We start from the raw sequence: 22709 nt of genomic DNA on the forward strand, positions 1-22709 counted from the left end.
TTATAATTGCTGATTGATGTAACTCATCATCTCGTCAACAGCCGAGATGACTTTAGAGTTCATTTCGTAAATACGCTGCGTTTCAATTAGGTTAACCAGCTCTTCAGTTACATTTACGTTTGATGTTTCAAGTGAGCCCTGAATAATTGTGCCTAAGCCTTCTACACCCGGGTTACCTTGCACAGGCGCGCCACTTACTGCCGTTTCGGTATAAAGATTTTGCCCTACAGGCTCAAGGCCCGATGGATTAATAAAATCGCTAATTGTAAGCTGGCCAATCACAACATTATCAGCTTGACCTGAAATACGAACAGATACCTCACCATCTTGTGAAATAGTAATTGATTGCGCATCATCGGGAACATTCATTTCTGGTTGCACCACATAACCAGAACCAGACGTGACAATTCGACCATCGCCATCGGTAGTAAACTGCCCATTACGCGAATAAGCAATATTGCCATCGGGTTGTAATACTTCAAAAAAGCCAGGCCCTGAGATCATCCAATCCAATGAATTCTCAGTGGTTAGCATATTACCCTGAGAAAAGTTTTTTTGGTTAGCCACTACTTTTGCACCAGCACCTAACATTAAACCAGACGGCATTTCAGTGTCTTGCGACGATCGCCCACCTGGCTGGTTAATATTTTGATAAAGTAAATCTTCAAAAATAGCGCGGCTTTTTTTATAACCTACCGTACTGGCATTCGCTAAATTGTTTGATATAACCGAAATATCGGTTTGCTGAGCGTCTAGCCCCGTTTTACTGATCCACAATGCTGGATTCATAATCGTGTCCTCATTTAAAGTTAAACTATGCGCATCAGCTGATCTTGTGATCTATCCAGATCTTCAGCTGTTTTCATCAGTTTTACTTGTAACTCAAATTGACGTTGATGGCTGATCATATCGACCATTTCGTGAACTGGGTTCACATTAGACATTTCTAAGGTTCCGCTTAAAACTTTGACATTGGCAGAAGTATCAACAACCTCTCCTGCTTTAGGCCTAAATAAACCATCGTTCCCTTTTTCTAGTTGAAAACTATTAGCTTCAACCACCTTTAAGCGGTCAACTTCTTCTAAAAACGTAGCAGGCGCCCCCTGCGGGCGAACTTGAATTGCGCCGTCTTCACTAAATTCAATTTTTTCAATCGGTACTGGTAAAATGACTGGCCCGCCTTCGCCAATTACTTGACGACCATGGCTGGTCATTAACATACCTTCAGCGGTAATATTTAATGTACCCACCTTAGTGTAAGCTTCATTGCCTGAGGCATCTTGGACGCTTAACCATGCGTTATCACTCATTGCAATGTCGAGGTCTCTACCTGTTTCAACTATGCCGCCAGAAGTCATATTAGAACCTGGGCGCTCTTGCATAGAAAACACACGTGATGGCAACCCTTCACCAAAAGCCTGCATAGAGCGAGCTTGTGCAAAGTCTGACTTAAATCCAGTAGTATTCGCATTAGCCAAATTATTGGCTTTAAGGGCTAGCCCCTGTAAGCTTTGTTTAGCGCCTGAGGCCGCAATGTAGACCATTTTGTCCATAGCATCGACTCATATTAAAAATCTCTATACACAAGAAATGCAAAATAGATGCCACAATAGGAAATGATGTGAAATGGTTATAAAACAAACTAAATGAAGTGAAAATAAAAAGGGCCACTTTAAAAAGCAGCCCTTAAAATTATGTTAAGTATTAAATTAACGAATCTGTAAGATTGCCTGTTGTAGTGTTGAGTTAACCTCAAGCGCACGAGAGTTAGCCTGGAAGTTACGCTGAGCACTTATTAGGTCAACCAGCTCATTAGTTAAATTCACATTTGATTGCTCTAGTGCTGATGAATTTATTGAACCTAAAGTACCTGAACCAGGTTCACCCGCAATTGGCTCACCTGACGTTAAGCTTTTTTTCCAAGCAGTATCACCAACTTGTTGAAGGCCTTGCGAGTTTGAAAAACGCACCATAGCAACTTGACCAAGAAATGTTGAGTCGCCATTACTGTATGATGCAACAACCTTGCCGTCTGTACCAATATCTATGCCAGCCAAACGACCTACCGTAGCACCATCTTGGTCTAACGCTTTAACTTCAAATCGGCTTGCGTATTGAGTAGGCACTTTATTTGTAGTGCCCGCTTCATCACGCCAGTTAATATCAATATCATCTGGAAAGCTTGCGCCATTAGTTAAAACATCAGATAAACCAGCCGCCGCACCCGCACCACCAGGTACAGTAAGCGGGTTAAAGGTTGTACCTGTATTAGCAACACCATCAGTGCTACTTGGTAAGCCACTTGAGTCAAATTGAAAGGTTGATAGTGGTGTAAATGGTGCTGCCGTTTCTTCTAGACCTGCAGGGCTGAATGACTTGCCATCTAATGTAGCGTAAGTTTCCCATTCGTTATCATTACCCGTTACTGCAGAATCAGTTTTAACAAAGAAAAACTGTAATACATGGGGTTCACCCAGAGAGTCATAAACCGTTGTTGATGTAGAGCTGTTATATGAAGCACTCGTTTCTGGGTCAAAAGCAATCGAAGGCGCATCTGCACGAGAGTCTAAGTTAAATGAGCTGTAAACATTAGTCGTTGCACGTGGTGAACCCGATGAATCTGGGATCTGCAATGCAGACGATGTGCTCAAACTTACAGACGTTGTATCACCTGTTGCTTCATCAACAGGGAAACCTTGTAAGTAATTACCCTTTGCATCAACTACAAAGTTATCTTTATCTAATTTAAAAGCGCCTGCTCGCGTATAAGTAAAGTCTTGCGCGCCCAAGTCTTGGCTCATTGCAAAATAACCCTCGCCTGTAATCGCTAAATCAAGTGAGTTATTAGTAAATTGCAGCGAACCTTGGTGAAATTGCTGAGCAACCATAGTGGTTTGAACACCGTCACCATTTTTAGTTCTACCTGAACTAAACACTGAAGAAGCATATACATCTGCAAACTCAGCGCGAGACTCTTTAAAGCCGGTTGTATTAACGTTCGCAATATTATTTGCGGTAACGTCTAAATCTTTTTGTGCGGCAGCTATGCCTGTTAATGCAATATTGAAGCTCATAATTGACCTCTAACCTATTAAATACAGCCTGCAAACAGGCGAAATATTATCAAACTCTATTACGCGATCTCTGCGACATCAGTCAGCCTAACCGCACCTTCTTTAGTGTTAATAATGATGCCATTGGCACCGTTTATATTTACACTTTCAATATTCTTGAACGTAGCAATGGGTAAGCTTGAAAACTCACCATTTGTACTGCCTTCAGCTACAATATTGTATTCACCCTCAGGCAACCGCTCACCGGCTTCGTTTTTACCATCCCAAGCAAAGCGTATTGCACCAGCAGACTGTGAACCTAAATCAATACTGCGAACTAATTGACCTGACTCATCAGTAATACGAAGCGTTAAGCTATCTACTGGGCTTTCTGCAACGACGGAACCTTTCGCTTCACCCGTTGCATTTAAATCTAAGGAATCCGACTCAAGTAATGCTTGCTTACCAACCAATGTTGATGCCTGCAAAGCAGAGTTAGATGTCATCGAAGCTGCTAGCGACTCAAAATTACTATTAAGATTTGAGATACCTTCAGCCATCGTAAAATTGGTCATTTGTGCAATCATTTGATCGTTATCAGCAGGTTTACTCGGATCCTGAAACGATAATTGCTGAGTTAACAACGAGAAGAAATCTTCTTGAGTTAACGCATCGCTTTGCTCTTCGGTTGTCGTTGGTGTTGTATCCTGCCAACGCAAAGAATCTAAATAGGATGAAGATGTACTAATATCGTTACTCATAACCTACCCTCGGTTAACGCTGACCTAGCAGCAGAGTTTTACTTAACATTTGCTTAGCTGCATCAGCAACTTGCACGTTTGTTTCATAAGAGCGAGAGGCAGAAATCATGTTCGCCATCTCCTCTACAACATTAACGTTGGGTTTGTAGATATAACCATTTTCATCCGCACTCGGGTGATTAGGGTTGTATTCAATCTGCAGTGGTGCACTGCTTTCAACAATGCCCAGCACTTTAACACCAACAGAAGAGCCCTGATTATTACTTACCGACTCAGAAGCTTTGGTAAGCTCTGCAGCAAATACAGGTTGTCGCGCTCGGTACGTTTTGTCTTGAGAAGAGCTAATTGTATTAGCATTCGAAATATTACTCGCAGTGGTATTTAAACGAACATTCTGTGCGCTCATACCAGAACCAGCAATATCAAAAACGTTATATAAACTCATAATTATTATCCTTGACTACCGAGAGCTTTATTCAGGCCTTTAAATGTGCCGCTTAAAAATTGTAAGCTAGCCTGATACTCCATAGCATTCTGTGTATACAAGTTCCGTTCCACCTGTACATCCACTGAGTTACCATCACCTGTATCTGTTTGATTTGGCGTACGAAATAATTCATCACCACCCACACTACGGGTACCACCACCAATGTGTTTTTCATTAGTAGTTACCATTGTATTGCCGCTTTGCTGGTGTGATTTTGCCGCTTTTAATGCTGAGGCAAAGTTAATATCTTTTGCTTTGTAGCCCGGCGTATCAGCATTAGCAATATTACTTGCTAGCACTTCTGCTCGTTGTGAACGGATCAACATAGTATGCTGATGCACACCTAAAGCTTTATCAAAACTGATAGCCATAACCATCTCCAAAAAATTGACTTAACTTGAATAAAGCAATAAATAAGCCATTTATAATTGAGTAATTATATTTTTTGTAATCGAATGATTTAAAATGAAAAACGACACATGATGTGTCGTTTTGAAGGAAAGAAAAAAGGTTTATTTCTTTTGGTAAATAATGCCAGGGTTGCATCTAACCATATCAAATTCGTCACTCAACCCGGCCATTGACTCCGAAGCCCCTAAAAATAAATAACCTTTAGGATTAAGCGCTTGTGCAAATTGTTTAATAATTTTTGCTTTTACCTCTGGAGAGAAGTAAATAAGTACATTGCGGCAAAAAATAATATCGAATTTACCCATTAATGCATACGAATCTAGTAAATTTAAATGCCTAAAGCTCACTTGTCTTTTCAAAGTGTCGTTAACTTTTGCCATACCATTGCCGCTGTCTGTAAAAAACTTTTTTCGACGTTCTGCAGACAACCCGCGCGCCAAAGCTAACGCGTCATACTCGCCATTTTTACACATGTCTAGCATAGTGTTAGAAATATCAGTACCAATGATCTGAGCACCCATTTTTAAAACGTTAGGCTGCTTAGATTGAAACTCAGCAACCGACATAGCAATAGAATAAGGCTCTTGACCAGACGAACTAGCTGCAGACCAAATTTTTACAGGCCGCCTCAAATCTTTAAACTCAGGAAACAATCTGTTCTGAAGTAGCTCAAAGGGGTATTGGTCTCTGAACCACAAGGTCTCGTTTGTAGTCATCGCATCAACAACAGCCGCGCGCAATTGCCTCTCATGCGGCCCGAGTGTTTTGCTAACAAGTTCAGATAACGACCCTACATCAAAACGAGCCATAAGGGGCGCAAGTCTACTTTTTACCAAGTATTGCTTGTTTTCACCAAGAACAATACCGCATTGCTGTTCTAAAAACGAACGGAACTGATCGTATTCATTTTGCTGCAAGTCTTTATTATTCAAATTAGTAGCACCTGTTTTGATTATTCACAATGAACCCACTTTTTAACCGCCGTGGCTAATTCATCAGGGTTAAATTTGGCAATAAAATCGTCAGCCCCAACCTTTTCAATCATTGCTTGGTTAAATACACCACTCAGTGATGTATGCAAAATGACATGCAAAGGGGCAAGTTTAGGATCTGCTTTTATTTCTGCAGTTAGTGTATAGCCATCCATTTCAGGCATTTCAACATCAGATATAAGCAAAGCAACACGTTCTGTAATATCTGTTTGACAATCAAGCTTGGCAATTTCTTTTAATCTTACGAGTGCTTCTTTGCCATTTTTAGCCAACTCAGTTTGTACACCCAGCGGCTCAAGTGCTCGTTTTACCTGATTTCGCGCAACCGCACTGTCATCAGCTATAAATACAATTCGTTCACCTAAATCTTTTTGAATGTCACCACTTTCAGCAACTTCAGAACTTACTTCTGTGTTAACAGGGCAAATTTCATTTAATATTTTTTCAACATCTAAAATTTCTACCAGCTCATTTTCTATTTCAGTAACGGCTGTTAAATATGAATAACGTCCGGCACCCGATGGTGGTGGCATTATTTTTTCCCAGTTCATATTAACTATACGTTCAACACCACCGACCAAAAAACCTTGCACTGAGCGATTATATTCAGCAATTATGATAAAGCTGTCTTTGATGTTATCGATTGGACGTCCACCTACCGCCATAGATAAATCTATGACAGAAATAGTTTGTCCACGAATATGAGCTACACCACGAATATAAGAATTCGATTTTGGCATACTAGTAAGCGGAGGACATTGAAGGACTTCTCTTACCTTAAATACATTGATCCCAAAACGCTGGCGCCCTCTGAGTTTAAATAATAGTAATTCTAGGCGGTTCTGGCCAACCAACTGAGTACGCTGGTTTACTGAGTCTAAAATGCCTGCCATTAAAATCTCCTTTAGAAAACAAATAATACGGAACGATAATTGCTTCCTACATATACAAAGCTACACAACATCGTGGGAGCGTCTTAATTTTGACGCAAAATATTTATACCCTGTTTGAAACCATAAGCATAGTCGAAACATTATGAGTTTGTTAAAAAAAATCAAAAGATACAGTGTTTTTTATTTTGTTACTAGCCTAGGAATGGCATTCCCTGTATCTGCACAAGTATTTAGTAAAGCATCACTACAAGAAATGGCTGTAAAATACATTGCTGAACAAATTGGCGAACACGATAGTGAGCAAATACACCTCAGTGCATTGCCATTAGACAGCCGTATACCTGATCGTGCTTGTTCAACGACACCTGATATTATTTCATCAAGTGAACCACCGTTTAACAGACAAATTACAATACAAGTAAAATGCGACGATCCACAAAGCTGGGCACAATACGTACATATAAAGGTGCTAAAAATGGCACCTGTTGTTGTAACAACTGATAATATTGCGCGCGGTGAAGTAATAACCAGCGCTCACCTAACCGTTGAAATGAAACCGACACACTTTGTAAGAGTGCAATATCAAGACGATCCTAAAGCACTTATTGGCAGTCGAAGTAAACGCAACATTCGCGAAGGTATGCCAATATTGCTCAATCAAATATGTATGGTATGCAAAGGTGATGCTATTAATATTTATGCAAGCACAAAAGGCTTACAGATAAAAACGACCGGTGTTGCGCTTGAAGATGGCACTCTGGGCGAACAAATACTTGTAGAGAACAAAAAAACAGGTAAAGTTTTAAATGCGCGTGTAGATGGTGTAGAGTCTGTACAAGTAAATATTTAATTAAAAATAATATTAAAGTTTACTAAAGATATGCCGATATACTGGTATTAGTTGGGTAAATTATGGATTTTTATTATGGTTAATCAAGTCAATTCAGGTAATCAACAACCAAGCGCTTTAGCTAATGCTAAACAACAAAAGGTTGATTTGCAAAGAGATAATGCAAATACACAAGCAGCTCAATCGGCTACGCCTAAAGCTGCTAGCGATTCTGTAAGCTTAACACCACAAGCACAGCAATTAAAAACACTGCAAGAAAAAGCACAGCAATCTTCTGGTTTTGACAGTAATAAAGTTGCTGAGCTAAAAAAAGCAATCACTGAAGGCAAGTACCAAATAGACAGTGAAAAGCTTGCCAAAAATTTAGCTGACTTCGAGTTTGATGTCTATGGCTGATCATAATAGCTTAATTATTGTTAAGCTAAACGAGCAAGATAAGTGTTTAGATTCTCTCTCTGTTTTATTAAACGACGAGCTAACAGCTATTGCCTCAAGAAGAGGTGAAGGTTTAAAAGAAATTACCCAACAAAAAATGACTTTTTTAACCAAGCTAAATAGCCTAGATCAAGAGCTGAACAAGTTACTTGCTAAAAATGACGAACAGTCTGAAGAGCTTCCCGAGCTCATAGCCCAAGTTCGCAGTAAGTTAGAGAAATGCCAAAAACAAAACGAAGTAAACGCGCATGCAGCACATCAGGCGCAGCTTAGTGTAAAACAACTAAAAAACATTTTAATTGGTGCCCCATCGTCCACCACATATAATCAGTCTGGCGGTGAAGTTAACACCAACGGTCAGCTTGTCAGAAATTTAAAAGCATAAACTCAAAACGCTTCAGCCAAATTATCTACTTTAATAATATTTAAACCTGCTAGTTACCGGTATCTCAAACTTGAAAACCCAAAAATTGAGCCAAGCTGCGTCAACCTTTTTGACTGAGGTTTTTTTACTCTGGTGAGACTGTTTAGTTGGCGCATTGTAATATTTAAACTGCTGTATACTTAAAATTCTAACTTGCCTAAATACTAAACGTACAGCTGTAAAATTTATTTCGAACGTCAATTTATCAGTAATACGTTACTTTTTTTACTTCACGTGGTTTTATTTCGCCAATATATAAATCATGCACGCGCTTCATATTGAGTTCAAGCTCAGTGACGTATGTGTCGTCTACTGCATACGTTTTTATAATTTGTGCACCTTTAATAACGCCCTGCACTTTGCTTTCTAGATAATCATCCTTAGCGACGGCGTTTTCAACGCTCATACCCGCAGTTACCTTTTGCCCATATACTTGCTCTGTAAGCTCTCTGTATGCTTCAAGTTTAGAGGCTTTAATAGCCATAAGCTGCTTTTGTGAAGCGCTTGCCCCTTTTTGTAAACTAATAGGGGCATAACCTACCGCTTTTAATACCGGGTAATTATTAGGCTCAACATATTTGTACTCAACATGCTTATCAAACACGCTGCTGCACCCACTCAAGGTTAAACACCCAAGTGTAATAACTAATGAAATTGCTCGCATAACTTTGTGCCCTAGTAAATTAATTACGGTGGTATATGCATGTTTAATGCCATTTATAACGTTATTTTCATTGATTAATAACATTGGTACATTCCTTGCTGCCTCAAGGTAAAGCTAACGTTTATTTGGAGCAAGAAGTATGAAATCGTTTTTATTAAAGGCATTTGCAGGATTAAGCGCAACTGCGTTATTTACGTTTTCGACTTTTTCAAATGCGCAGTGGTATGAATCTACAGGGCACGCACTTATTCAAAACGACGACATAAGCGCGGCCAAATCTGCAGCTATAAAAGATGCCATAACTCAAGCGTTGGTTTTTTCTGGGGCGCGTGTCAGCTCAGTACAAACCTTGGTAGACGGCGTATTAATGCAAGATCAGTTAAAAATTAGTAGCCACGGCGAAATTCAAAAAATTGAACTTGTAAGTGAAAATAAATACGATAATAAATTTGCCATTACCCTGCGTTTAGATATATTTGCGAAAACAGAGCAATGCCCGCAAAGCAGCTTTAACAAGTTTGTTGCCGTAACACAAAGTCAGCTGGTTCATCGAGAGCAAGCTAGAATGGGTCAAATATTTGACGTAAACAAAGCAATCAGTAAACGAATATTCACTACCTTACAAAAATCAAAAATGAGCGCCCTACCCGTTGCTTATTACAATATGCCTTTAAATGTAGATAATTACTTTTCGCAGCAGTACGACTACTCGAAAGTTCAGTTAGAAGAAATATCATCTCGCACCAACGCTCAGTACGTGTTACTAAGCCAAATTACAGACCTATCAACAAGCGATAAACTCAATAGCGATTATGCTTTTTGGCAAGACGATAGCTACCAACGCAACTACAAAATAGAGTTTAGCCTTTTTAATGGCACAACCTATGAGCAGCTTTGGAGCAATAGTTATCAGGGCCAAGGCACTTGGCCATTCGAAAAAACCGCCATCATTGATGTAAACAGTGATAGATTTTGGCAATCACCCTACGGTCAAAGTATACAAGATATAAATCAAACCCTAAGTTATGACTTACAAGCTGTATTAGCCTGCTTTCCAACGCAAGGTAAAATAATGCATATGGAAAACAGCAAAATAGTAATTAATTTAGGTAAAGCACATGGCCTAAAAAAAGGGCAAATGCTGAGTATTGCACACCATAACTACCTAACTGATGCAGCTGGTAATGTAATGCCTCACACCACTACAACACTCAACAAAATACGTGTAGAGCAGTTATATCAACAAACTGCGGTTGCAGTAAGCATTGACGACCAGCCCCTACCCGGCGTACAAATCAACGATGTAGTTGAAGTAATAAGCCAAGATCTTTAAAGCGCTTTAGCAAGCTGTGTTTTTAAATTAGGGTGAGCCGACAACCACTCACCCAACTGCTCAACCCCTGCCAAATGCGGATAATGCTTTCTGCATGCAAACACGACATTACGCTGCTGATTAGGAAATATAGGCATATAATCAATACCCGTGCGCTGTGTGCAAGCTAACTTTGGCACAAAAGTAACGCCATCATCCATTGCCACCAGCGCAAGTAACGTTTCTAAACTATTGCCTTTATATTGATTAGACACATCAACCCCTGCTGAAAAACAAAACTTTTGGGCTTGATCTTTAAAGCAATGGCCATCACTTAACATTAATAGGCTGCAACCCTGAAGATCGCTAAGCGCGACTTTTTTATGCTTAGCCAGCGCGTTATCTTTTGAAACAGCGACTAAAAAGTCTTCTTTATAAAGTGGAATAGTGTGGTAATGATTAAGCTCAGCTACATCGGCCAAAATTGCAAAATCAAGCTCACCATTGTTAAGCGCATCTAATATGGTGGCTGTTTGCATCTCAATAAACGCAAATTGGCTATCTACAAATGCTTCTTTCATTGAGGTTAACAAAGTTGGCAATAAATACGGCGCAATAGTTGGAATAATACCAATTGTTATCTTACCTTGTAATGGTTCATTAGAGGCAGAAGCCAGCTCTTTGAGTATTTGAGTTTGCTCTAAAATAACCTCTATTTGCGCTAATAAACGTACACCTTTAGCTGTTAGGGTTACTTGTTTGGTTGAGCGGTCAAATAAAGTAACACCTAATGTTTGTTCAAGTTTTTTAACCTGCCCACTCAGTGTAGGTTGGCTAACAAAGCACGCATCGGCTGCTTTACGAAAATGTTTATGTTGTGCTATGGCTTTAACGTATTCAAAGTCTTTTAAGTTCATGTTCAGCTCCACCCTGATAGCTTTTGACTATCAGTTTAATACAAACAAACGATTAGAACTATATTTAAATTTTCGCCATAATGGCTTTAACAAATCAAGAGGAACTAAACCATGTTAAAGAATATTGAAGGTCAAACAATCCCAAACGTTACATTTGCAACACGTCAAAACGACGAATGGAAATCGGTAACAACAGACGAGATTTTTAAAGGCAGAACCGTTGCTGTGTTTTCACTACCGGGTGCATTCACCCCAACATGTTCATCTACTCACCTTCCTCGCTACAACGAGCTAGCTGGTGTGTTTAAGCAAAATGGCGTAGATGAAATTGTATGTTTATCAGTTAACGATACATTTGTAATGAATGCATGGGCTGAACACCAAGAAGCGCAAAACATTACTTTACTACCAGACGGCAACGGCGAGTTTACAGACGGCATGGGCATGTTAGTAGACAAAAACGATTTAGGCTTTGGTAAGCGCAGCTGGAGATACTCTATGCTGGTAAAAGATGGCGTAATTGAAAAAATGTTCATCGAACCAGACCTACCAGGCGACCCGTTTGAAGTGTCTGATGCAGACACCATGCTTGATTACATCAACCCTAAACAAGCTAAACCTGAGCCAGTAAGCGTTTTTACTAAGCCCGGTTGTCCATTCTGTAAAAAAGCAAAAGAACTACTTACAGAAAAAGGCTTTGCCTATGAGGAAATTGTTATGGGTGCAGGTGCATCATTAACAAGCCTAAAAGCAATCTCTGGCCGCGACACCGTTCCACAAGTATTTATTGGTGGTAATCACATTGGTGGTTCAGACGACCTAGAAAAATACTTTGCTTAGTAAGTAATTTTAAATAGGGGCCAAGCGCTCCTATTTACTAAAGGAAAAAGACGATGAAACAATTGCAAACCGACGTAGTAGTTATAGGCGCAGGTACAGCAGGCTTAAGTGCATACCGAAACGCTAAACAGTTTACCCCTAACGTACTTATGATCGAATCAGGTCCCTATGGTACAACCTGCGCACGCGTAGGGTGTATGCCAAGCAAATTATTAATAGCTGCTGCAGAAGCTGCGCACGCTATAGAAATGGCACCTGCATTTGGTGTGCATAGCTCAAAGCCGGTAATAGACGGCAAAGCAGTTATGGCACGCGTTAAAAGTGAACGCGATCGTTTTGCTGGTTTTGTAGTAGAAGCTGTAGATGAACTTCCAGACGAAGACAAAATTAAAGGTTACGCTAAATTTTTAGATGCAAACCGTGTACAAATAGATGACCACACCATTATTACAGCCAAGCGTTTTGTTATAGCCACAGGCTCTCGCCCTTCATACCCTGGTGTATTTAATAATTTTGGTGATAAATTAATCATTAACGACGACGTATTTGATTGGGACGACCTACCAGAATCTGTTGCTGTATTTGGCCCGGGCGTAATTGGCCTAGAAATAGGTCAAGCGCTTAGTCGCTTAGGCGTTAATGTAAAATTATTTGGCGTTGGTGGTGCTATTGGCCCACTAACCGACCCCGTAGTAAAAGACTATGCAAATACAGTTTTTGCAAAAGAGTTTTTTGTTGATACCGACTCAAACGTATCAGACATGATGCAAGTAGGCGACAAAGCACAGCTTACATACACCGACAAGCAAGGTGAAAAACACACCGAACAGTTTGACTATGTACTTGCTGCAACAGGCCGAGTTCCTAATGTAGACAAGCTAGGCCTCGAAAACACAGGTATAAAACTTGACGAACGCGGCGTACCGCATGCCGATCCACACACAATGCAATGTGGCGAATCAAACATATTTATAGCCGGCGATGCTAGCAACATGATCCCGCTACTTCATGAAGCGTCTGATCAGGGAACCATCGCAGGGCAAAATGCAGGGCGTTTCCCAGATGTACGTATTGGCCTGCGCAGAGCTAAAATTGCCGCTGTATTCAGCGACCCACAAATTGCTATGGTAGGCGAAAGCTTTACCCAAATAACAGACCGTTTAGGCTCATGTGGCTGTTTTGAAGTGGGCGAAGTCAGCTTTGAAAACCAGGGCAGAAGCCGCGTAATGCTAAAAAATAAGGGCCATATGCGCGTATACGCAGAGCAAGGCACCGGCTTATTTTTGGGCGCCGAATTTATTGGCCCACAAGCCGAGCACATAGCGCATCTGCTTGCATGGGCAGTTCAAAATAAAATGACCGTACCACAAATGCTTAACATGCCGTATTACCACCCGGTTATTGAAGAGGGTTTACGCACCGCACTTCGCGATTTAAACGCCAAGCTTAAGTTTGGCCCAGATATCATTAACCACTGTATGGAATGTGGCCCAGGCGCATAACTTACACCATACATACACTTGCTACCAAAAAGCCAAAACGTCTGTTTTGGCTTTTTTATTTATATAATTTTTAAGCACTGGTATCTCAAAAAATAGTTTAGCTGTTACACTCAATACGTAATTTAATTAAAAAGATGGAATAGCTATGCCCAATAATAAATTTAGACTAGTCACTCGTAGCGATTTTGATGGCCTTGTATGTGCTGTACTACTAAAAGATTTAGATCTAATTGATGACATTTTGTTTGTACACCCAAAAGACATGCAAGATGGAAAAATAGACATCACCGCTAACGATATTACCACTAACCTTCCCTACGTAGCGGGTTGTCACATAGCATTTGACCACCACTTAAGTGAAACCGTTCGAAACGCAAGCGACATTAAAAATCACATAATTGACCCTAAAGCGCCTTCAGCTGCGCGAGTCGTTTACGACTACTACGGCGGCGCCGAAAAATTTCCTAATATTTCAGTAGATATGATGGACGCTGTAGATAAAGGCGACGCAGCTCAGTTTTCTAAAGATGAAATACTCAATCCAACCGACTGGGTGTTAATGAACTTTATAATGGATGCCCGCACAGGCCTAGGCCGCTTTCGCGAATTCAAAATTTCAAACTACCAGTTAATGATGAAGCTCATTGATGCATGTAAAGATCAAAGCATCGACGACATTTTGCAAATGGAAGATGTTGCAGAGCGAGTTGCGCTTTATAATGAGCACAACGAAAAAGCAAAAGCACAAATAACACAGTGTGCAACAGTGCATAAAAACCTAGTGGTATTAGATCTAACTCAAGAAGAAACCATTTACGCCACCAACCGCTTTGTAATTTACGCCATGTACCCCGACTGCAATATTTCAATTCATAAAATGTGGGGGCTTAAAAAGCAAAACGTAGTGTATGCAATTGGTAAGTCAATTACTAACCGCAGCTCAAACACAAACGTAGGTGAGTTATGCCTTAAATACGGCGGCGGCGGCCACTTAAATGCAGGCACCTGCCAAGTAGAGACCAGCCAAGCCGACACAGTACTCACTGAGCTGATCGATAAAATTACTAATGATGGTTAATTACTAACGATTAAATATCAAAATAAAAAAGCGAGTAAATTTTCATTTACTCGCTTTTTTATGTGTAGTTATAAATTTTTAGCTATAAAAAACTGTTTTGCTAATGCTTCAACTCAATAGTTATTGATATCTTAGGTTTTTAAGGGCAAGTTTGAGAGAGAAGTAATCAGTCAAAAGTTTTAATGTCTGCTCATGGCACTTTGAGGAAGTTCGGCTTGGAGCGAGAAGCAGACGGTCGATCAAACTCATTTTTGGACAAAAACGAGTTAGAGCCGAAGGACGGATCTGTAAAATGTATAGTGATAACAACACCCTGCTAAGCCGCAGAAACGGAGTTGATTGTTTGATAGCTACCAGTACAATTAAGTATTTAGGAGCCTCATCACATAATTGCATTCCCCAGCCTTTATTTCTATGTAGGGCTAAATAAACTAATCAGTGTTTAAGGCTAAAGAGAATGTGATTTTTCTGTCACTAACTTCTGCACTTAATTGCGCATCAATTGCTTTACTAAGCGTTTTAGCGATTGATAACCCCAATCCAAAGTTATCATTCGATGTTCTTGAAGTGTCTTTTTGCCATAAAGGGTCAAATAATTGGTCTATATCATTATCACTCAAAGGTTCAATAAGGGAGTTAGTAACTGACAAAAATAAAAGTTTTTCTTTTGAAATCATTGTCGAAACTAAAATTTTTGAATTTAGTGGGCTGTATTGTTTAGCGTTGTTAACTAAATTGCTAATAATTGATTCGAGGGCAAACAAGTTGCTTATAATTGCTGGTGCATTCTCATTCAACTCCAAATTTACACGCGATAAATCAGTGTTTTCTAAGACTCTGGTAATGACTTGATTTAAATCACAAGCATCTTGTTTGATTAGCTTACCATTACTGTATTTATGTAATAGCAATAAGTTCGACACGATATTTTTTAGCCGTAAACTTATTTTCAACGCTTCAGGCTTAAAATCCTCATTGAGCTCAATCTCATTTGGAAACCTGATAGCAACTTCTGCCATATTTATAAGTTCGGCAATGGGCGTTTTTATTTCATGGGCAATATCGGATGTAAGTCGCTTTTCCCTTAGGTAAAGTTGTCTATTCTCTTTAATAAAAGCATTTAAGCTTTCAACAATAGGCAAGAGCTCTTTAACTGGCTCTTGTATAAATATCTGTGAGCCTTCACTGGTAATACTTAACTGACTGATATCTTGGTTGAGTTTAATTAATGGCGCAAGTGATGTATCTATCGCCTTCCTGACAAATAATCGAATAAATACAATAACTGTAATTGTGGTGACTATAAAAATAACGTCAATCAACCAAAGTACAAAATCAACTTCCTCAGAAGACGCTGCATAAGCTAAAGTCAGTGGCTCATCATTTGTTTTTTTATATGTGTCTACTGATGTATTGTCTTTTCCTTGTGGTATAAAACGACTATAAAACACTCGACCATCTCGGCCATCAGGTAATTGTAAAGGGCGTATTTTTGATTCGCCAATTTCTAAGCTTTCATATGGTAAGTTTTTAACCTCAAATAAATCTAAACTTTTGGAGCGAGTGAAAGTGCCTTCTTTGCTCCATACTTGAAAGTACTCAGGCTCTATTTCCCCTGCGAACTCGGGCATAAACTCACTAGAAAAACTAAACGAAAAACCTTCATCAGTTTTATGTACTAAGGTCATTAACATACCTGCTTTGGATTGCAGGCTGCGATCAAACTCATTGTCTATCCAACTATCAACAGCAATGTCGGTTGCTAACAAAATGCATAAAACAAAGCCTGTTATAGTTACCGAGAGTGTAACAACTAATTTACTGCGAATAGATTTCATTATTGTCCTTGTACAATGTAACCAAAACCACGCTTGGTCTGAATTGGCAGCTCCCCTCCTGCAACTCTTACTTTTTTGCGAGCAGATGATAAATGAGCTTCAATCGAGTTCTTTGATATCAAATCATATTGCCCTGCAAGGTAGGTACTTAGCTTCTCAGCACTAAACACTTTATTTTGATTGCTAAATAAACATTCGACAATTTTGTACTCGTTGGGTGTTAAGTCAATAACATTGTCAGCCACTTTTAGCAGTTTTAACTGTAAATTCAGTGCTAAATTATCAATAGTTATGATATCGCTCATCATCTTCAATCCACCACGGCGCATTAAATTTAATAGTCGAGCGTGGAGCTCATCAAATGAAAAGGGTTTAGTAAGGTAATCATCCGCTCCAGTTAAAAGCCCTAAAACACGGTCTTCAGGTTCTTGCTTAGCTGACAAAATTAAGACTTTAGAATCAAGCTGTTTGGTTCTTATGGTTTGCAATAAAGTAATACCATCGATACTCGGTAACATAATATCAAGTATTATAAGCTCATACTCACCTGTCATCGCCATACTCAGCCCTTGTGCACCATCACCGGTGTCATCAACCGCAAAGCCTAGATTTGCTAAGCCAATTCGTAAACTACGCCTTAGTGACGCTGAATCTTCAATTATTAATAACTTCATGTGTTACTCATTCACCTGAAATGCATCTTCATCATTAGGTTACGCCATATAGCTTAAGTTTTACTTAAGACTTGCTTAAGTTTCCATAGTTTAGCCAATATTAAGTTTAGACTCAGGATTTCTTAAGTTTCGGTTTTTAGTATTGCTGCAATTATTAAGATCGAGCACAACTATGACAGCAAATACTTCCGTTTTAAAACCCTTGTTGCGTTTTACTATTATATTGATATCAATCTTTATAACTTCCCGCATTGCTTTATTGTTTTGGCAACATTCAAGATTAAATGATGGTGATATTTGGCCGATCATATCAGGAGCAATCAGAATAGACTTAAGTAGCATTGGATACTTAGCAACTATTGGGGTTTTTATACTGATACTACATGTAGTTGCACGCCCTAAAACAGAGCTTTTCCAGCGTATTTTTACACTTTACGGTAGCTGCGTTGTAACTGTAATTGTTATTGTTGAAGCATCAACACCTGCATTCATCAATCAATATGATGTAAGGCCTAACCGATTATATATTGAATACCTTGATTACCCACAAGAAGTCTTCTCAATGTTAGTGCATGGCCATCTTTTTGCAATGTTAAGTACATTGCTTTTGGCCTCGTTAACAAGCGTTTATAGCTATCGCCTTTTATGCAGAGCATTCACACAACCACCGTCACTGAAAAAAGCATCCAATTTACCCATTCTAATGGCTGCTTTAATAATCTGCTTATTTGCTGCTAGAGGTACATTAAATCACCGACCGCTTAACCCTGCATTAGTCTATTTTTCTCAAGATTCACTAGTAAACTCACTTGTTCTTAACTCCACTTACAGTGTTGCGTTTGCGCTGAAAAACATGGGTAACGAAAAAAGTGCCAGTAATTTGTATGGCACAATGCTTCGTCAACAAATTATAGATACGGTCAAAAAGGCTTCTTATCGAAAACAGTTTGTCGTTGGAAATATTCCAACCTTGGCGCACAACAAGCCTTTTGTGTCTGGTGTTAAAAAAAACTTAGTTATAATACTTGAGGAAAGTTTAGGTGCCCGATTTGTTGGAGAACTTGGTGGGTTAGATATTACGCCCGAACTTGATAAGCTATATCAACAAGGGTGGGGGTTTGACAACCTTTATGCTACGGGCACGCGCTCCGTAAGAGGTATTGAAGCAATTACTACAGGTTTTACACCATCACCATCTCGCTCAGTAGTTAAACTATCTAAATCGCAGCATAACTTTTTTTCACTAGCGGATGTATTCAGTCAAGAAGGTTACAAAACACAGTTTATCTACGGCGGTGAAAGCCATTTTGACAATATGAAAAGCTTTTTTCTAGGAAACGGGTTTAACGATATTGTTGACATCAACCATATTGATAATCCCCAATTTATCTCCTCTTGGGGGGTAAGTGATGAGGACTTATTCAATCAAGCAGATAAAGAACTGACTAAATTAAGTAATTCGACAGAGCCATTTTTTAGTCTTGTATTTACTTCTAGTAATCACGATCCGTTTGATATACCACAAGGCAAAGTATCGCTACCCAAAGGACATAACCCTGAAAACTATAAGCGTGATCTTGCAATTAAGTATGCCGATTACGCACTAGGTAAATTTATAAATAAAGCAAAAACACGGTCGTACTGGGAAAACACCGTATTTTTGGTTGTAGCAGACCATGATGTGCGTGTTTTTGGCTCTGAACCTGTCCCTTTGAAGTCTTTTCATATACCAGCTGTTATTTTAAACAGCGATATGAAAAGTAAACGCGATCCAAGACTCGTTAGTCAAATTGATCTACCTGTTACTTTGATGTCACTTTTAGGAATTGACCAAGCAACCCCTATGCTGGGCTTTGATCTGACTAAAAGTTATCCAGTTGAACGCGCAATGATGCAGTACTACGACAATTTTGCATACCTAGAAAATGATCGCGCTGTCATCCTAATGCCAAATCAACAAACCAGCTATTGGCGCTATAACAAACAAACCAAAATACAAGAAAAAAATGAACAGCTAAACGTTGATCAAACGTTGGCTGAAAAAGCACTAGCTCATGTGTTATTTAGCAACTTAGCTTACACCGAGCAGCTTTATCGTTTAGCTGATAAAAGTAGTGATAAGGAATAACTATGAAAATTGCTTTTAAAAGATTTTGTATTTCGTCTTGGCAAGTAAGTTACAGCCAATTTGTTTGCTTAGTTTCAATGTATATCGTTATCGCATTTAATGGCTTGTTTTTATACAATACTTTTATGGCTGCAACACAGTCAGGGCATATAAATTGGCTTTTTATCGCGTCGGTCCCTTTATTGCTTTTCTCATTGACTGTTTTAGTTTTAAGTTGGTTGTCTTTAATTACTTTTGTTAAAGCTATACTTCTATTTAGTGTTTTAGTTTGCTCATTGTTGTTTTATTCAACACTTAATTATGGCGTTATTTTTGACAAGAGCATGTTACAAAATATTGTTGAAACAAATTCAGGTGAAGCATTTTCATACTTGAACTTTCAGCTTGTGTTATTTATTTTTTTATTGGGGATTGTACCTACTTACTTATTTTCCAAGTTCACAATTATTGGGAGTTTTAGAGTTCGTTTAAAAAGTTTTACGAAGCTAAATCTATCAGCTTTGCTCTGTTGTGCCTTAATCGCTGTACCCTTTTATAAAGAGTACGCTTCTGTTGGCCGCAACAACCGACAGCTAACAAGTTATATCACCCCGTTTGCATTCTATACAGCAAGTTATAAATACCTGAGGGATAATTACTTTTATCCACCATTACCTTTCAAGGTACTCGATAACTTGCCCACTTTAAAAAATAAAACGAGCACCTCGCTAACTGTAATGGTTGTCGGGGAAACAGCTCGGGCGGCTAACTTTTCACTACAAGGCTATAGTAGAGCAACGAATACTTATACTCCCAAGTTAGGCGTAAAGTATTTTAGTGATGTTTCATCGTGTGGAACGGCAACGGCTATTTCAGTCCCCTGTATGTTTTCACGACTGAACCGCAAAGAATATGATTCTCGGCTTGCTAGTAGTCAAGAAAATGCTCTAGACATTATTCAGCGTAGTGGTGTTGAAGTAACATGGATTGATAATAACAGCAGCTGTAAAGGAGTGTGTGCTCGCATCAAATCAGACAACATTGAGCCGAATAAAGAACATCCGTTATGTGATGGTCATTACTGTTTTGATGAAATATTAGTTACGAAACTAGCAGACAAGATAGCGACTAGTAACGCTAAACATAAATTGGTTGTTCTACATATGATAGGTTCACATGGACCAACTTATTATCGTCGTTATCCTGAACACGAAAGTTTGTTTAAACCTGATTGCTCTCGAAGCGATATTCAGAACTGTAGTACAACTGAACTAACAAACACATATGATAATACTATCGCATACACAGATAAGGTGTTAAGCCAGTTGATAAAAGTATTACAAGCAAGTAACGAAACAAAGAAGTCACTCCTATATGTGTCAGATCACGGTGAGTCACTTGGTGAGAAAGGTTTATACCTTCACGGGTTTCCATATGCATTAGCACCAAGCGAGCAAACCCATATTCCAATGATTTTTTGGAGTAATAAACTCGCTAACTCTAAATTTAATCATTGTATTGAGTTACAACGCTCAAAAGTATTTTCACACGACAATATTTTTGACACTTTACTTGGCTTAACTCAAGTAAGCAGCAGTCAATACCAACCTGAATACGATATTTTTAACGCCTGTAAGGCCCTAAGTCTATAAAGAGAGTTTCCAATGCAATTTGATAGTGCAAATAAGCCGTCAGGTATTAATCGAGTAGTTTTAGCTTTTAAAAATTCACAGCGTGCATTTAAATGGCTTGCTAAAAATGAAGCTGCTTTTAAACAAGAGCTTTTTTTACTCGCTTTATCGCTAATTATTATTTCGATTTGGCAGATAGGTATTTACGAAAAGGTCATGCTACTAATCTCTGTTTTATTTGTGATATTCGCAGAGGTTGTTAATACAGCAATAGAAGCAACAATAGACAGAGTTGGCTTAGAGATTCATCCATTGTCAGGTCTCGCTAAAGATTTAGGCTCCGCAGCAGTATTAATTGCGCTATTGATAAGTTCATTCGTCTGGATTTCTGTATTTATAAGCTATATTGGTTATTTTTAAAATTTATCCAATCTCAATGATCGCTTATCGCTCATTTGCGACCGTCGCCTAAACTCGTTTTGGGGCAGAAACGAGTAACGCTTTAATGTCCGCTATTGGCTGTGAGTTCAACTGGTGAATGCAACGCTATCCTTATTATTATTTAAAGGAGCGTTTACATGAAACAGAGAAAGCGTATTTATTATAATGCAGAACAAAGAAGGTTAATTTGGGATCGATATCAGCGCGGTGATAGTGCGCATGATATAGCAAGGTTATTTGATCGATACCATTCATCTATATTAGGTATTATCCATAAAACAGGTGGTGTTCGGCCGCTTGAGCCCAAACGCTCACCAACAACACTAACTCTTGCAGAGCGAGAAGACATTTCACGAGGGTTAGCAGCAAGTAAGTCACTTCGAGAAATAGCGAGATACCTTAATCGCTCACCTTCCACTATTTGCCGTGAAGTAAACCGCCACGGCGGGATTAAAAAATATCGAGCGAGTAAAGCTGACAAAGTTGCCTGGGAAAATGCCAAACGCCCTAAGCCTTGTAAGCTGTATGGCAACAAAGAATTATGTTTAATCATTGCTCAAAAGATAGAATCTGCATGGTCACCTCAGCAAATCTCTGGTTGGCTTAGGCGGAGATACCCCAATAATGAGGATTTGAATGTGTCGCACGAAACAATATATAAAACCCTATATATACAAACCCGCGGCGCCTTAAAAAAAGAGCTACAAAAACACTTAAGGACGCAGCGGGTAGTCAGGAAATCAAAACACGCCACTCTTAAAGGTAAAGGGTTAGGAAAGATAGTTGACGCTGTACCAATTAGTGAAAGGCCATCAAATGTTGAAGACAGAGCTGTTCCAGGCCACTGGGAGGGAGACTTGATCCAAGGCTCAGGAAACAGTTTTATCGCGACTCTAGTTGAGCGGCACTCTAGGTATGTAATGTTAGTGAAAGTACCTAGTAATAAAACAAAGCAAGTAATCGAAGCGTTGATTAAACAAGCTAATAAGTTGCCAGCAGAGCTTTATAAATCATTAACTTGGGACAGAGGATGTGAGCTTACTAATCATAAAGACTTTACTCTAGCTACAGATATTCAAGTATATTTCTGCGATCCACAATCACCTTGGCAACGCGGCTCCAATGAAAATACAAATAGGTTATTAAGACAATATTTTCCAAAAGGAACTAACTTAAATGAGCATTCTCAGATAAGATTAAACCAAGTTGCCAGACAACTTAATGAGAGACCGCGGAAAACACTAGAATACGAAACACCTGCGGAGCGATTTAATCAGTGTGTTGCATCGAGTGGTTGAACTCACAGCACAAAGCAGCCTGAATGTAATTTGGCTATTTTAATAAAAGGACAGCGCTAAATTCTTTATATTTCAATTTACGATGCTACATATGTGCTACA

Annotated in this window: 23 protein-coding genes; 11 read left to right on the forward strand and 12 right to left on the reverse strand. The window is 39.1% G+C overall.

Going from position 1 to position 22709, the window contains the following annotated elements; all coding sequences use genetic code 11:
- From flgG to PS1M3_RS11940, 8 genes are all read right to left on the reverse strand, one after another.
- Entirely contained in the window at positions 1-789 is a 789-nt protein-coding gene (gene flgG / locus PS1M3_RS11905; protein WP_006792703.1) for a flagellar basal-body rod protein FlgG, read from the reverse strand.
- A 20-nt stretch (positions 790-809) separates the two neighbouring features.
- Positions 810-1553, reverse strand: a complete 744-nt coding sequence (locus PS1M3_RS11910) for a flagellar basal body rod protein FlgF (RefSeq protein WP_006792702.1) — start codon at positions 1551-1553, stop codon at positions 810-812.
- 156 nt (positions 1554-1709) lie between these two features.
- Positions 1710-3074 carry a flagellar hook protein FlgE gene (gene flgE / locus PS1M3_RS11915; protein ID WP_006792701.1) on the reverse strand — a complete coding sequence of 455 codons (1365 nt, stop codon included), beginning with the start codon at positions 3072-3074 and terminating at the stop codon, positions 1710-1712.
- Positions 3075-3133: 59 nt separating this feature from the next.
- A complete protein-coding gene (locus tag PS1M3_RS11920) occupies positions 3134-3814 on the reverse strand; it encodes a flagellar hook assembly protein FlgD (protein ID WP_006792700.1) in 681 nt (226 codons plus the stop codon).
- A 13-nt stretch (positions 3815-3827) separates the two neighbouring features.
- On the reverse strand, positions 3828-4259 hold the full coding sequence (gene flgC, locus PS1M3_RS11925) for a flagellar basal body rod protein FlgC (RefSeq protein ID WP_006792699.1): 432 nt from the start codon (positions 4257-4259) through the stop codon (positions 3828-3830).
- Between the two features lie 5 nt (positions 4260-4264).
- On the reverse strand, positions 4265-4672 hold the full coding sequence (gene flgB / locus PS1M3_RS11930; RefSeq protein WP_008132681.1) for a flagellar basal body rod protein FlgB: 408 nt from the start codon (positions 4670-4672) through the stop codon (positions 4265-4267).
- 141 nt (positions 4673-4813) lie between these two features.
- The gene (locus PS1M3_RS11935) at positions 4814-5644 is read right to left on the reverse strand and encodes a protein-glutamate O-methyltransferase CheR (RefSeq protein WP_006792697.1); all 831 of its coding nucleotides are present in this window, start codon (positions 5642-5644) and stop codon (positions 4814-4816) included.
- 20 nt (positions 5645-5664) lie between these two features.
- The gene (locus PS1M3_RS11940) at positions 5665-6597 is read right to left on the reverse strand and encodes a chemotaxis protein CheV (protein WP_006792696.1); all 933 of its coding nucleotides are present in this window, start codon (positions 6595-6597) and stop codon (positions 5665-5667) included.
- A 142-nt stretch (positions 6598-6739) separates the two neighbouring features.
- Here PS1M3_RS11940 and flgA point away from each other — a divergent pair, with 142 nt between their 5' ends.
- From flgA to flgN, 3 genes are all read left to right on the forward strand, one after another.
- On the forward strand, positions 6740-7447 hold the full coding sequence (gene flgA / locus PS1M3_RS11945; RefSeq protein WP_039036560.1) for a flagellar basal body P-ring formation chaperone FlgA: 708 nt from the start codon (positions 6740-6742) through the stop codon (positions 7445-7447).
- Positions 7448-7522: 75 nt separating this feature from the next.
- Complete coding sequence (gene flgM, locus PS1M3_RS11950; RefSeq protein ID WP_006792694.1) at positions 7523-7843, forward strand: flagellar biosynthesis anti-sigma factor FlgM; 321 nt, start codon at positions 7523-7525, stop codon at positions 7841-7843.
- Positions 7836-8267 (forward strand): flagellar protein FlgN, encoded by a 432-nt coding sequence (gene flgN, locus PS1M3_RS11955; RefSeq protein ID WP_010555884.1) that lies wholly within the window; start codon positions 7836-7838, stop codon positions 8265-8267. Before flgM ends, flgN begins: the two co-directional genes overlap by 8 nt.
- A gap of 244 nt (positions 8268-8511) precedes the next feature.
- On the opposite strand, the gene PS1M3_RS11960 is transcribed toward flgN, so the two are convergent.
- Positions 8512-8970 carry an LPP20 family lipoprotein gene (locus PS1M3_RS11960; protein ID WP_033019180.1) on the reverse strand — a complete coding sequence of 153 codons (459 nt, stop codon included), beginning with the start codon at positions 8968-8970 and terminating at the stop codon, positions 8512-8514.
- Positions 8971-9109: 139 nt separating this feature from the next.
- Between PS1M3_RS11960 and PS1M3_RS11965 the strand changes: the two genes are divergently transcribed.
- Positions 9110-10303: a flagellar assembly protein FlgT gene (locus PS1M3_RS11965; RefSeq protein WP_203984427.1), complete on the forward strand. Its 1194-nt coding sequence runs from the start codon at positions 9110-9112 to the stop codon at positions 10301-10303.
- On the opposite strand, the gene PS1M3_RS11970 is transcribed toward PS1M3_RS11965, so the two are convergent.
- Complete coding sequence (locus PS1M3_RS11970; protein ID WP_006792690.1) at positions 10300-11199, reverse strand: LysR substrate-binding domain-containing protein; 900 nt, start codon at positions 11197-11199, stop codon at positions 10300-10302. The two genes, PS1M3_RS11965 and PS1M3_RS11970, sit on opposite strands and share 4 nt — an antisense overlap.
- A 111-nt stretch (positions 11200-11310) precedes the next feature.
- On the opposite strand from PS1M3_RS11970, the gene PS1M3_RS11975 reads away from it, so the two are divergent.
- The 3 genes from PS1M3_RS11975 to PS1M3_RS11985 all read left to right on the forward strand — a co-directional run bounded on the left by PS1M3_RS11975 (position 11311) and on the right by PS1M3_RS11985 (position 14619).
- Positions 11311-12039, forward strand: coding sequence for a glutathione peroxidase (locus PS1M3_RS11975; protein ID WP_006792689.1), 729 nt, complete (start codon positions 11311-11313; stop codon positions 12037-12039).
- Positions 12040-12092: 53 nt separating this feature from the next.
- Positions 12093-13541, forward strand: coding sequence for a dihydrolipoyl dehydrogenase (locus tag PS1M3_RS11980; RefSeq protein WP_203984428.1), 1449 nt, complete (start codon positions 12093-12095; stop codon positions 13539-13541).
- Between the two features lie 145 nt (positions 13542-13686).
- On the forward strand, positions 13687-14619 hold the full coding sequence (locus PS1M3_RS11985; protein WP_010555880.1) for an exopolyphosphatase: 933 nt from the start codon (positions 13687-13689) through the stop codon (positions 14617-14619).
- Positions 14620-15050: 431 nt separating this feature from the next.
- On the opposite strand, the gene PS1M3_RS11990 is transcribed toward PS1M3_RS11985, so the two are convergent.
- Positions 15051-16457: a cell wall metabolism sensor histidine kinase WalK gene (locus PS1M3_RS11990; protein WP_008127774.1), complete on the reverse strand. Its 1407-nt coding sequence runs from the start codon at positions 16455-16457 to the stop codon at positions 15051-15053.
- Positions 16457-17131 carry a response regulator transcription factor gene (locus PS1M3_RS11995; RefSeq protein ID WP_058429029.1) on the reverse strand — a complete coding sequence of 225 codons (675 nt, stop codon included), beginning with the start codon at positions 17129-17131 and terminating at the stop codon, positions 16457-16459. The genes PS1M3_RS11990 and PS1M3_RS11995 overlap by 1 nt, the downstream gene beginning before the upstream one ends.
- A 172-nt stretch (positions 17132-17303) precedes the next feature.
- Between PS1M3_RS11995 and PS1M3_RS12000 the strand changes: the two genes are divergently transcribed.
- From PS1M3_RS12000 to PS1M3_RS12015, 4 genes are all read left to right on the forward strand, one after another.
- Positions 17304-19259, forward strand: a complete 1956-nt coding sequence (locus PS1M3_RS12000; RefSeq protein ID WP_203984429.1) for an LTA synthase family protein — start codon at positions 17304-17306, stop codon at positions 19257-19259.
- A 2-nt stretch (positions 19260-19261) separates the two neighbouring features.
- Entirely contained in the window at positions 19262-20890 is a 1629-nt protein-coding gene (locus PS1M3_RS12005; RefSeq protein ID WP_024599462.1) for a phosphoethanolamine transferase, read from the forward strand.
- Between the two features lie 12 nt (positions 20891-20902).
- Positions 20903-21289 carry a diacylglycerol kinase gene (locus PS1M3_RS12010; protein ID WP_024599461.1) on the forward strand — a complete coding sequence of 129 codons (387 nt, stop codon included), beginning with the start codon at positions 20903-20905 and terminating at the stop codon, positions 21287-21289.
- 158 nt (positions 21290-21447) lie between these two features.
- A complete protein-coding gene (locus PS1M3_RS12015) occupies positions 21448-22608 on the forward strand; it encodes an IS30 family transposase (protein ID WP_203984430.1) in 1161 nt (386 codons plus the stop codon).
- The last annotated feature ends 101 nt before the right edge of the window (positions 22609-22709 follow it).

The organism is Pseudoalteromonas sp. PS1M3 (assembly GCF_016865405.1).
In the GTDB taxonomy this organism is placed as follows: domain Bacteria; phylum Pseudomonadota; class Gammaproteobacteria; order Enterobacterales; family Alteromonadaceae; genus Pseudoalteromonas; species Pseudoalteromonas marina.

Coding starts and splice junctions, on each gene's coding strand:
- flgC (WP_006792699.1), bottom strand. CDS start 4,259: ATGAGTTTATATAACGTTTTTGATATTGCTGGTTCTGGTATGAGCGCA.
- flgB (WP_008132681.1), bottom strand. CDS start 4,672: ATGGCTATCAGTTTTGATAAAGCTTTAGGTGTGCATCAGCATACTATG.
- PS1M3_RS11960 (WP_033019180.1), bottom strand. CDS start 8,970: ATGCGAGCAATTTCATTAGTTATTACACTTGGGTGTTTAACCTTGAGT.
- PS1M3_RS11990 (WP_008127774.1), bottom strand. CDS start 16,457: ATGAAATCTATTCGCAGTAAATTAGTTGTTACACTCTCGGTAACTATA.
- PS1M3_RS11985 (WP_010555880.1), top strand. CDS start 13,687: ATGCCCAATAATAAATTTAGACTAGTCACTCGTAGCGATTTTGATGGC.
- PS1M3_RS11980 (WP_203984428.1), top strand. CDS start 12,093: ATGAAACAATTGCAAACCGACGTAGTAGTTATAGGCGCAGGTACAGCA.
- PS1M3_RS12015 (WP_203984430.1), top strand. CDS start 21,448: ATGAAACAGAGAAAGCGTATTTATTATAATGCAGAACAAAGAAGGTTA.
- PS1M3_RS11910 (WP_006792702.1), bottom strand. CDS start 1,553: ATGGACAAAATGGTCTACATTGCGGCCTCAGGCGCTAAACAAAGCTTA.
- flgG (WP_006792703.1), bottom strand. CDS start 789: ATGAATCCAGCATTGTGGATCAGTAAAACGGGGCTAGACGCTCAGCAA.
- PS1M3_RS11970 (WP_006792690.1), bottom strand. CDS start 11,199: ATGAACTTAAAAGACTTTGAATACGTTAAAGCCATAGCACAACATAAA.
- flgE (WP_006792701.1), bottom strand. CDS start 3,074: ATGAGCTTCAATATTGCATTAACAGGCATAGCTGCCGCACAAAAAGAT.
- PS1M3_RS11940 (WP_006792696.1), bottom strand. CDS start 6,597: ATGGCAGGCATTTTAGACTCAGTAAACCAGCGTACTCAGTTGGTTGGC.
- PS1M3_RS11975 (WP_006792689.1), top strand. CDS start 11,311: ATGTTAAAGAATATTGAAGGTCAAACAATCCCAAACGTTACATTTGCA.
- PS1M3_RS11920 (WP_006792700.1), bottom strand. CDS start 3,814: ATGAGTAACGATATTAGTACATCTTCATCCTATTTAGATTCTTTGCGT.
- PS1M3_RS11995 (WP_058429029.1), bottom strand. CDS start 17,131: ATGAAGTTATTAATAATTGAAGATTCAGCGTCACTAAGGCGTAGTTTA.
- PS1M3_RS12000 (WP_203984429.1), top strand. CDS start 17,304: ATGACAGCAAATACTTCCGTTTTAAAACCCTTGTTGCGTTTTACTATT.
- flgA (WP_039036560.1), top strand. CDS start 6,740: ATGAGTTTGTTAAAAAAAATCAAAAGATACAGTGTTTTTTATTTTGTT.
- PS1M3_RS12010 (WP_024599461.1), top strand. CDS start 20,903: ATGCAATTTGATAGTGCAAATAAGCCGTCAGGTATTAATCGAGTAGTT.
- flgN (WP_010555884.1), top strand. CDS start 7,836: ATGGCTGATCATAATAGCTTAATTATTGTTAAGCTAAACGAGCAAGAT.
- flgM (WP_006792694.1), top strand. CDS start 7,523: ATGGTTAATCAAGTCAATTCAGGTAATCAACAACCAAGCGCTTTAGCT.
- PS1M3_RS11965 (WP_203984427.1), top strand. CDS start 9,110: ATGAAATCGTTTTTATTAAAGGCATTTGCAGGATTAAGCGCAACTGCG.
- PS1M3_RS12005 (WP_024599462.1), top strand. CDS start 19,262: ATGAAAATTGCTTTTAAAAGATTTTGTATTTCGTCTTGGCAAGTAAGT.